The organism is Sphingobium sp. KKT206, assembly GCF_055640555.1.
Genome location: NZ_CM145765.1, coordinates 362,649 through 372,500, shown reverse-complemented (window position 1 = coordinate 372,500; position 9,852 = coordinate 362,649). Strand labels below are relative to the sequence as shown.

The following is a 9,852-nucleotide window of genomic DNA, read 5'->3' as shown; positions in this document are numbered from 1 at the left end:
AACACGCCTCTAAGCAAGGCAGATGAGTCGGTCAACAAGAAAATGACAAAGAAACGACACTGCCCTGAATTTGCCGCGCAGGCCCGTCCAAGCGACCAAGTGGCCCCACTCTATATATGCGAGCCTTGAAACGGCATACCGCGGCTCCGCTGCCGCACCTTGCCCACGGCGCGAAATCATCGCGCGTGTACTGCGCAGAGCAGTTGACCAAGTGAACGTTATCAATTAGGTGAACGTTCACAACAAAGACGTCAGACGCCGATTCGCGGCGCGGGGAGGATAAAATGACGATTTCCAAGACTCGTACTCTATCTGCTTATGTGTCGGGTGCGTCTGCCCTGGCGCTGGGCATGGGGCTGCAGCCAGCTTTTGCGCAGGATAGCACCGCCGACGAACAGCCCGCTGAAATCGTGGTGACAGGCATTCGCGCGAGCTTGAACGCCGCCAGCGACATCAAGCGCAACGCCCAGGGTGTGGTCGATGCCATCTCCGCCGAGGATATCGGCAAGTTCCCCGACACCAACTTGGCCGAATCGCTGCAGCGTATCACCGGCGTGTCGATCGACCGTTCGAACGGCGAAGGTTCAACCGTGACCGTTCGCGGCTTCGGTCCTGAATTCAACCTGGTGCTGCTCAATGGCCGCCAGATGCCGACATCGACCTTGGGCGATGGAGCGAGCGCGCCCGCCAGCCGTTCCTTCGACTTTGCCAATCTGGCATCGGAAGGCGTTGCAGGCGTCGAGGTCTATAAGTCGGGGCGGGCTACCCTGCCCACCGGCGGCATCGGATCGACCATCAATATCAAGACGCCCCGCCCTCTCGATCGGCCGGGCCTCAAAGGCAGCGTCGCGGTCAAGGGTGTCTATGACAGCTCGCGCAATGAGGGTGACCCGATCACGCCTGAAATATCCGGCATCATTTCCGACACTTTCGCCGACGGTCTGTTCGGCATTGCGGTCAGCGGATCGTGGCAGAAGCGGAAGGCCAGCGTCAACCAGGCCAATGTCGGCTGGCGCGACGGATATCTTGGCTCCGAAAATAATTGGGGATCACTGCCCCAGGCAGGCGATCCACGTTTTGCCAATATTGAAAACCGCCCCGGCCCCAATGACGTCTATCAGGTCCAGCAAAATGCCAGCTACGACCTTAATGATATCGAGCGCGAGCGGCTGAACGGCCAGATCGTGTTGCAGGTTCGTCCCGCTGACAATCTGACCGCGACGTTAGACTATACCTATTCGCGCAACACCGTGCAGGTGCGCAATTCCAACGTCGGCATCTGGTTCAACTTCAATGATGTGTCGAGCGCCTGGACCGATGGTCCGGTGGCCGGTCCGAAATTCTATTCCGAACAGTTCGGTGCCAATGAAGGCAAGGATCTGTCCTATTCCGGTTCGCTGGTGGAAAACCAATCGACCAACAAGTCGCTGGGCGCAAACCTGGCATGGGATGGGCCGGGCGGACTGCGCCTGGAACTCGACGCGCATCATTCGACGGCAGAGTCGGGCTCAAACAATCCCTATGGCACCAGCACCTCGGTCGGCACGGCTGTGTTCGGCGTGCGGAGCCAGACGGTCGATTACACCAACGACCTGCCCATCATTTCGGTCGAAATGCATCCGGGCAACAATGCGTTGGACGCCGGGAACATCCAGGCGACCGGCAATGCGTTCCGCAATGCCTATTTCAAGGATCGCATCAACGAAGGCCAGCTGCGTGGCAGCTATGATTTCGAAGGCTCGATCCTCGACAGCCTCGATTTTGGCGTCACCTATATCGAAAACAAGGTGCGGTCGGCCTACGGCTTCATCCAGAACGACACATGGGGCGGATCGACCACGAAGGACCAGCTGTCCGACGACCTCTTCACGCTCGAAACCCTGCCGGACAAGTTCAAGGGCTTGTCGGGCGCGGGCGACGCGGCGATGCTCCAGCAATTCTATACGTTCAATTTCGAGAAGATGGTCGGTTTCCTCGACGATCTGAACGGCATCTGCGGCGGCGATGGCAATTGTCTGTCGAGCTTCACGGTCGATCGCCGAATCCGCGAACGCACCATCGCGCCTTACCTCCAGGCCAATCTGGCCTTCGACGTTGCCAACCGTCCGGCTCATTTCCGTGCGGGCGTGCGCTATGAAAAGACCAAGGTCCGTTCGTCCGCGCTGGTGCCGATCCCGACCGGCACGCAATGGGTGTCCGCCAACGAGTTCAACCTCACCTATGGCACTGGCAGCGACTTCACCACCTTCCGGGGTGATTACGACAATTGGCTACCCGCCATCGACGTCGATTTCGAACCGATCGAGAATGTGAAGCTGCGCGCAAGCTATAGCCATACCATTACCCGCCCGGACTATGCATCGATGCAGGGTGGTCGTACTGTCGATCAACTGTTCCGCATCGGCGGCGGCACCGGCAGCCAGGGCAATCCGGGCCTGCTTCCCTATAAATCGAAGAATATCGATCTGTCGGCCGAATGGTATTATGCGCCATCCAGCTATCTGTCAGTCGGATTTTTCGACAAGCGGGTGCGCAACTTCATTTCGAGCACCCGGATCGACACCGATGCGTTCGGCCTGACCAACCCGGCGGATGGCCCACGCTATCAGGCGGCCGTCGCGGCATTGGGCGCCAATGCCAGCACGACCGATCTGCGCAACTATATCTTCGCCAATTATCCGGCCTCGGTCATCGTCGACAGCTTCGATCCTGCGACCGGCAATTATACCGGCAAGATATTGGGGCTGCCCGAAGATGGTGCGGTGAATTTCCAGGTGTCGACCCCGATCAACTCGGATCAGAGCGCGCATCTCTATGGCTTTGAATTCGCCATCCAGCATAATTTCTGGGACACGGGATTTGGCACGATCCTGAACTACACGATCGTTCGTGGCGACGCGACATACGACAACAGTCAGCCGTCCAGCGTTCCGCAATTTGCGCTGACGGGCCTCTCGGACAGCGCCAACGCCGTCCTCTTCTATGACAAAAAGGGTATTCAGGCGCGTATCGCCTATAACTGGCGCGACAAGTTCCTGGGCGGAACAGGTCCCAACCCCTTCTATATCGAAGCCTATGGCCAGGTGGATGCCAGCGCGAGCTGGGAGTTCAAGAAGGGCTATACCGCCTTTGTCGAAGCCATCAATCTAAACGGCGCCAGCCGCCGTGGCCATCTGCGTAGCGAAAACAACGCCTTCTTCGCTTCGCCCGGCTATGCCCGATATGGCGCGGGCCTTCGCGTCAACTTTTGACGGGATGACTTGATTGAAGTCCGGCACGATGGAACAAGGCCGCACCTGAACCGGTGCGGCCTTGTCCCGCATCAGCCGGGTGGAGAGACAGCGGTGATGTGACGGGACACCGGCACCTCCGCCAAGGAGCCATTAGAGCGTCATGACCCAGCACCAGATCCTTGATTCCCTGACCCATCGCACCCTGCGTGTTCGGACCGACAGCGGAGCGGCATTGGGTGATGCCGTCATGGCCTGCCTGTTGATGCCCGCCGAATTCCGCCAGGCGCAGGCGCATTTTCCCATATTGTTCCGGCGCGACCTGGAAAGCGGCACCCTCTCGGCCGTGGCGTTGTTCGGCTTTGCCAATGGCGAAAATCTCTTTCTGGAAGCAGGTCATTGGGATGCGGCCTACAAACCACTGGCGCAGGCGGTGCAACCCTTCCTGATCGGCCGTTCGTCGGATGGCAGCAGGCCGCCGCAGGTCCATGTCGATATGGGCAGCCCCCGACTCATCCATGAAGGGAACGAAGGCGTTGCCCTGTTCGACGAGGCAGGGCAGCCCTCCCCCTGGCTGGACAGCATTGCGCAACGGCTCGGCGACCTGGATGCCGCCTTTCAGGCCAGCGCCGATTTCTTTGCTGCGCTGGAACGTCATGCGCTGCTCGAACCCTTTACGCTGGACGTGCCATTGGTCGATGGGACGCGGAACAGCCTGGTCGGCTTTCACATCATCGACGAGGAGCGGTTGCGCGCGCTCGATGCCGTCGCGTTGGATGAGCTGCACCGGGCCGGACATTTGATGCCATTGTTCATGGCGGTGGCGTCGATCGCGCAGTTCAACGAACTGGTCGCGCGCAAGAATCGTAGAGTGGCCGGTGGCTGAGGCGGCTCTGGTCGGCCTGCCTGCGGTCAGGGTGCTACAAGCCACCGACGATGCAACGCTGGATACTTTGCTGCGGGAAGAAGATACGCCTTTTGTCGTGCGGGGACTAGTGCGCGACTGGCCGCTGGTGCAGGCCGGTCTGGAATCGTATGGCGCCGCCCGCGCCTTTTTGCTGGCCCATGCGCGTGACCGCGACTTTGTGGTGTCGATAGCGGAGCCGGATGCCAAAGGACGCCTGTTCTACGATGACGCCATGGCGGTCAATTTCCGCATGGGCAAAGGCAGGTTGTCCGACATCTTTGCACAATTAGATGCGGCCGAAGGACGAGATATGGCGCAAGCCCCCACCGTCTATCTCGGCTCCGTCGATATGCAGGAGTTTTTCGACGGACTGGCCGACGTACACCCCATGCCGATGGGTTCGCGCGTCCCGTTGACATCCCTGTGGATCGGCAATGCCAGCCGCATCGCGGCGCATAACGACTTTCCCGATAATCTGGCCTGCTGCGCCGTGGGGCGTCGCCGCTTCACCCTGTTCCCGCCAGACCAGTTCGCCAATCTCTATCTTGGCCCGATCGACATCACCCCGGCGGGACGGCCGATCTCCATGGTCGATTTTGCGGCCCCCGATTTTGCAACCTATCCGCGTTTCCGCGATGCGCTTGCGACCGCCCAGGTTGCCGAACTGGAGCCGGGGGATACACTCTTCATACCATCCCTTTGGTATCATCATGTCGAAGGGCTGGCCGATTTCAACATATTGGTGAACTATTGGTGGCGCGACACGCCGCGTTATCTGGGCCAGCCCTATAATGCGCTGCACCATGCGATCATGACCATCCGCGACCTGCCGCAAGAGGAGCGCGCGATCTGGCAAGCGATGTTCGACCATTATGTATTTTCGGGCGGTGAGGCAGCCCGCGCCCATCTGCCGGCAAAGGGCCGTGGCGTGCTGGCCCCGCTCGACGCAGAATCTGCGCAACGCACGCATCATTTCCTGCTGAGGAGCCTGTCGCTATGAGCACGCTACCCCCGCCTCGTCGCATCGTCGTCGCCGGTGGCGGCACGGCCGGTTGGATGACGGCCGCCGCACTCGCCCGCACGCTGGGACCAGTGGCGCAAGTCACCTTGGTCGAAAGCGAGCAGATCGGGACGATCGGCGTGGGCGAAAGCACCATCCCGCCGTTGGTCGCCTATAATCGCATATTGGGCATCAACGAAGCCGACTTCATGCGCGCGACCCAGGCGACGTTTAAGCTGGGGATCAATTTCGAGAATTGGCGCGTGCCGGGCGAAAGCTATTTCCACAGTTTCGGCGGGACCGGCAAGGATCATTGGTCGGCGGGATTCCAGCATTTCTGGATGCACGGGCAAGCCCAAGGGCATGACGCGCCCTATGGCGACTATTGCCTGGAGTTGAAGGCGGCGGAGGCAGGCCGCTTTGCGCATCTGCCCGACGACCGGATGAACTATGCCTATCAGCTCGATTCGGGGCTTTATGCCCGCTTCCTGCGGAGGATGGCGGAAGCGGATGGCGCCCAGCGGATCGAAGGACGCATCGCCAAGGTCGAACTCGACAGCGAAAGCGGCGACATTGCCGCGCTGCGACTGGACGGCGATCGGCGGATCGAAGGTGACCTATTCATCGACTGCACCGGCTTTCGCGCATTGCTGATCGAAGGTGCCCTGCATGTCGGCTATGACGACTGGACCCATTGGTTGCCTTGCGATGGCGCGGTGGCGATCCAGACCAGCAGCGTGCGGCCGCCCGTCCCCTACACCCGCGCCATCGCGCATGAGGCGGGCTGGCAATGGCGCATCCCGCTGCAGCACCGGCAGGGCAATGGCATCGTCTATTGCAGCAGCTTCCTGGACCCGAACGCTGCGCTCGAAAAACTTCTGGCCTCGGTCGAAGGCGACAAGCTGGTGCAACCAAACCCGATCCGCTTCCGCGCCGGAGCGCGACGGCGGCAATGGCATCGCAACTGCGTTGCGGTGAGCCTGTCGGGTGGATTCATGGAACCGCTCGAATCCACGTCCATCCACCTGATCCAGCGCGCCGTGCTGCGTATCTTGCGGATGCTGCCCGCGGGCGCCGTCAGCCCGCTCGATATAGCAGAGTTTAACGATCAACAGATGACGGACATGGAGCAGATCCGTGATTTCCTGATCCTGCATTATAAAGCGACCGATCGGCGCGATACCCCCTTTTGGCGCCATTGCGCGGCCATGGCGGTCCCCGACAGCCTTGCCCACCGCATGGAATTATTCCGGCAGACCGGCCGCGTCTTCCGCAAGAATGAGGAACTGTTCGCGGAAAATAGCTGGGTCCAGGTCATGATGGGTCAGGGCATCACCCCGCAAAGCCATCACCCCATAGCCAGCAAGCTGCGGCCCGACGAACTGACCCATCTTCTGGCGTCGCTCAAGGACCAAGTGTCCCGTACCGTGGCAAACCTGCCGGAGCATGCAGCCTATATTGCGCGCTATTGCAGCGCGCAGGAGCCGGTGGCGGCATGATCGCGCGCATCCTCATCGCCGCGCTACTGTGCGCCAGTGCCGGTGAGGCTGCTGCCGCGCCGGAACAGCCGGACTGGCACAAGGTCTGGGCCGATGAATTTGATGGTCCGGCACTGGACCCGCGCAAATGGAACCTTGCCGACAATTGCTGGGGCGGCGGCAATGAAGAGCGGCAATGCTACACCCCCTCTGCGACCAACCATCGCGTCGCCAATGGCATATTGGACATCATCGCTCGGCAGGAAACGCATGATGGCCCCGCCTTCCCGCAGGACCAGCGCACGACGCCGGACAAGGCGCGCGCCACCCGCACCAAGCCCTTCACATCGGCGCGCCTCTCGACCGATGGCAAGGCATCGTGGCTTTATGGCAAGGTGCAGGTTCGCGCGAAACTGCCGCAGGGTCAGGGAACCTGGCCCGCCATATGGATGCTGCCCGAAGGATGGGATTATGGCGGCTGGGCGCAGTCCGGCGAGATCGACATCATGGAGGCCGTCAATCTGGGCACGCCTTGTGACACCTGCCGAGGGCAGGTCGAAGATCGTGTCCTGGGGACGATCCACTTTGGCGGTCTCCCGCCGCGCAACCGCTATATCGGCGACGAAACGCCCATGCCGCCCCCGCTTGATGGCTTCCACGTCTATGAAATCGAGTGGGACGCCACCGGCATCGTCTGGCGAGTGGACGGCGTGGATTTTGCGCGGCGCGCGCCACATGAATGGCACAGCCTGGGGTCCGACAAGCCAGGCGCACCGTTCGACCGTCCCTTCCATCTCATCCTCAACCTTGCCATCGGCGGCCACTTGCCCGAAGGACGCAACAGCAAGGGCGTCGATCCCACCGGCTTTCCCAAGACGATGCAGATCGATTGGGTGCGTGTCTGGCAGAAAGACGCCACTCCCCCGACGGAGAATGGGCAGTAAATGGCGCGACGGCGGCTGGCAGTCACGATCAAACATGTTGCGGCAGATGCGGGCGTATCCCTGCAGACGGTGAGCCGCGTCATCAACAGCGAACCCAATGTCCGCCCGGAAATGCGCGACCGGGTACAGGCGTCGATCGATCGGCTGGGCTATGTGCCGTCGATCGCGGCGCAACGTATGAGCGGATCGCGCTCCTACCTCATTCTGGCGCTCAATGACCGCGAACGCACGATCGCGGACTGGCGCGCGCGGCAGGGCACGGACTGGGTCGACCAGATGCTGCTGGGCGGCATGCTGGAATGCGCCGAACATGGCTATCGGTTGATCTTCGAACTGGTCGATACCCATGCCGATCATCTGGAGCGTGAACTGGGTGCCGCCCTGTCCGCGCTGCAACCCGATGGGGCGATCCTGACCCCGCCCCATTCGGACAATCCGCGCATATTGGCGACGCTCAAGCGCCATCATGTCCCCTATGCACGTATCGGGGCGCAAGGGCGGGACGATGGCGCGCTGCCTGCGGGCATCCGCGTGTCGATGGATGACGAGGGCGCGGCGCGACGCGCGACACGGCACTTGCTGGACCTCGGCCATCGACGCATCGGCTTCATTTCAGGGCCCGCCGAATATCGGCTGTCGGGCTGGCGCGTCGATGGCTGGCAGGCGGAAATGGCGACGGCGGGCCTGCCTACCGAAGCCCTGCTGGAAACCGGCGATTTCGGCTATGCGTCGGGCCTGCGCGCGGCGCAGGCGTTGCTGGCGCGGGTGGATCGACCAACGGCTATCATCGCCAGCAACGACCAGATGGCGCTCGCCACGATCGAGGCGGCGCGCGACGCAGGCCTCGCCATCCCCGCCGACCTGTCGCTGGTCAGTTTCGATAACACGCCACTGGTCCGCTTCACCACGCCACCGCTGACCGCGGTGGACCAGCCGATCGCCGAAACGACGGCGATGGCCGTGCGACTGCTGATCACCGCGCCCAGTGTAACGCTCGATCCGCCTGCGCCCGTCATCATTCCCATGGGCCTGGTCGAACGAGCTTCGACAGCGCCACCGCCCGATGTCGCCTAAGCAAGCAGCAGCGGGCAGCGATAGCCGATTCCTGTTTCTCTATGCCCTCGCATGGGCGGGTGCCGCCATCGCCTACACCCCGCTTCTAACCATCCTGCTGCCGGTGCGCGTCGATCTGCTGGCGGGGACCGACAATGTGCGGTGGCTGGCTGCGACCACCTTCCTTGGTGCCATCGCCGCCAGTCTCGCCAATATCCTGTTCGGCTGGCTCAGCGACGTGACAGGGCATCGCCGCCTCTGGGTCGCAACCGGCTTGCTCTTGTCCAGCGGGCTACTTTGCCTGTTTTCCCATATCGAGCGATTGGGGCCACTGATCCTGCTGATTCTGGCGTGGCAAATGGCGCTGAACATGATGTTGGGACCGCTAGCCGCCTGGGCGGGCGATTGCGTCCCTGATAGGCTAAAGGGTCGGCTGGGTGGACTACTCGCCTTTGCGCCAGCGTCCGGGGCACTGGCCGGGGCCTTGGTTACAATGCCCGGCCTCGCCGATCCGCCTTGGCGCTTCGCGATGGTGGGCATGATGGCGATGGCTTGCGTCCTGCCGCTAGTGCTGTTGGGCCCATCGGGCGAGGTCGCCACACGGCGCTCGCACGGCGCGGCCATAGCCCCGCTACCCTGGTTGCGCGCGATGATCACGCGCATGTGGTGCGCCCGCCTGCTGGTCCAGATCGCGGAGGCCGCCCTATTTGCCTATCTTTATTTCTGGTTTCAGACGATCGACACACGCTTCGACGACGCCATTACGGCCCGCATCCTGACCATGGTCCTGTTCCTGGCGGCACCCTGTGCCTTGATGGCCGGACGCTGGGCCGACCGTCGCGATCGGCCGATAGCCCCGCTCTGCATCGCAGCCCTGATTGCCGCAATTGGCCTCACCGCCATGGCCCTGGCGCGTGGGCCAGTGGCGGCGATCGCCGGATTCATGCTGTTTGGCCTTTCCACCAACATCTTCCTGGCGCTGCATAGCGCGCAGACGTTGCGGGTGCTGCCCGACGATGGACGACGGGGCCGCAATCTTGGCCTGTTCAACCTCACCAACACCGTGCCCTCGCTGATCATGCCGTCGCTGACCCTCGTGCTGGTGCCGACGCTCGGCTTTTCAGGACTATTCGCAGTTCTGGCTTTGCTGTCCGCCATCGCAGCCATCTTGCTGCGCGATACAAAACGGCACTGACGACCAATCGGCGCAAAAGGCTTGATCATGCTCGCAAGCCATGAC

7 protein-coding genes are annotated in these 9,852 nt (G+C 61.9%); all 7 read left to right on the top strand.

Annotation, left to right across the window (positions count from 1 at the left end; translation table 11 throughout):
• Positions 1–284: 284 nt before the first annotated feature.
• The 7 genes from ACZ2HM_RS19690 to ACZ2HM_RS19660 all read left to right on the top strand — a co-directional run bounded on the left by ACZ2HM_RS19690 (position 285) and on the right by ACZ2HM_RS19660 (position 9,807).
• Positions 285–3,251: a TonB-dependent receptor gene (locus ACZ2HM_RS19690; protein WP_470427296.1), complete on the top strand. Its 2,967-nt coding sequence runs from the start codon at positions 285–287 to the stop codon at positions 3,249–3,251.
• A gap of 142 nt (positions 3,252–3,393) precedes the next feature.
• Positions 3,394–4,116: a SapC family protein gene (locus ACZ2HM_RS19685; protein WP_037474257.1), complete on the top strand. Its 723-nt coding sequence runs from the start codon at positions 3,394–3,396 to the stop codon at positions 4,114–4,116.
• Positions 4,109–5,137, top strand: coding sequence for a cupin-like domain-containing protein (locus tag ACZ2HM_RS19680; protein WP_470427295.1), 1,029 nt, complete (start codon positions 4,109–4,111; stop codon positions 5,135–5,137). The genes ACZ2HM_RS19685 and ACZ2HM_RS19680 overlap by 8 nt, the downstream gene beginning before the upstream one ends.
• On the top strand, positions 5,134–6,636 hold the full coding sequence (locus tag ACZ2HM_RS19675; protein WP_470427294.1) for a tryptophan halogenase family protein: 1,503 nt from the start codon (positions 5,134–5,136) through the stop codon (positions 6,634–6,636). Before ACZ2HM_RS19680 ends, ACZ2HM_RS19675 begins: the two co-directional genes overlap by 4 nt.
• On the top strand, positions 6,633–7,559 hold the full coding sequence (locus ACZ2HM_RS19670; protein WP_470427293.1) for a glycoside hydrolase family 16 protein: 927 nt from the start codon (positions 6,633–6,635) through the stop codon (positions 7,557–7,559). The genes ACZ2HM_RS19675 and ACZ2HM_RS19670 overlap by 4 nt, the downstream gene beginning before the upstream one ends.
• Positions 7,560–8,633, top strand: a complete 1,074-nt coding sequence (locus tag ACZ2HM_RS19665; protein ID WP_037474250.1) for a LacI family DNA-binding transcriptional regulator — start codon at positions 7,560–7,562, stop codon at positions 8,631–8,633.
• Positions 8,623–9,807, top strand: coding sequence for an MFS transporter (locus tag ACZ2HM_RS19660; protein WP_470427292.1), 1,185 nt, complete (start codon positions 8,623–8,625; stop codon positions 9,805–9,807). Before ACZ2HM_RS19665 ends, ACZ2HM_RS19660 begins: the two co-directional genes overlap by 11 nt.
• The last annotated feature ends 45 nt before the right edge of the window (positions 9,808–9,852 follow it).